We start from the raw sequence: 537 nt of genomic DNA, 5'->3' as shown, positions 1-537 counted from the left end.
CCGCGGGCCGCGGTGAGGCGGACGGGGGGCGGGCGCGCGGTGCCGCGGCCGCCGCCTCAGGCGTCGAAGGGGAGCGTGCACCGCACGACGGCGTCGTACTCGACCAGGCGGTCCATCGCGGCCCGCGTGGTCTCCGGGGCGGCCCGGTCGCGGTGGGCGACGACGAACCGCCGGCCACGGGTCCCCGGCGCACCCCGGTCCGCGGCGGAGAAACGCAGGAACGCCTCGGCGACCTCGCGGTAGCGGCGCCGCGTCTCCTCGTCGCCGATCTGTGTCGCGAGCCAGGCGACGTACGGCTCGAGGCGGTTCGTGACGCCGCCGTCCGGGCCCGTGGCGCAGCAGCGCCCGCAGGTCCTCGGTGCCGGTGCGGTCCAGCATCGACTCCGCCGCGTCGGCGCCGAACACCACGACCAGCAGCGACGCGTGTCCTCCACCGCCGCCCGACGCGGCCCGGGCGCGGACCGTCGCCGCCAGCTCGGCGACGCGGGCGGCGAACCCGTCGGCGGACACCTTCTCCACCGTGCCGGGCAGGTCCGG

General features: G+C 78.8%; 1 protein-coding gene. It reads right to left on the bottom strand.

What is annotated here, in order from left to right; genetic code table 11:
* Positions 1-56: 56 nt before the first annotated feature.
* On the bottom strand, positions 57-434 hold the full coding sequence (locus GTW08_RS26490) for a hypothetical protein (RefSeq protein ID WP_161152684.1): 378 nt from the start codon (positions 432-434) through the stop codon (positions 57-59).
* Positions 435-537 lie beyond the last annotated feature (103 nt).

Origin of the sequence: Pseudonocardia sp. SID8383 (genome assembly GCF_009864975.1) — a bacterium.
Taxonomy (GTDB): Bacteria; Actinomycetota; Actinomycetes; order Mycobacteriales; family Pseudonocardiaceae; genus Pseudonocardia; species Pseudonocardia alni.
The sequence above is the reverse complement of the archived record's forward strand: the minus strand, read 5'-3'. Positions and strand labels throughout refer to the sequence as shown.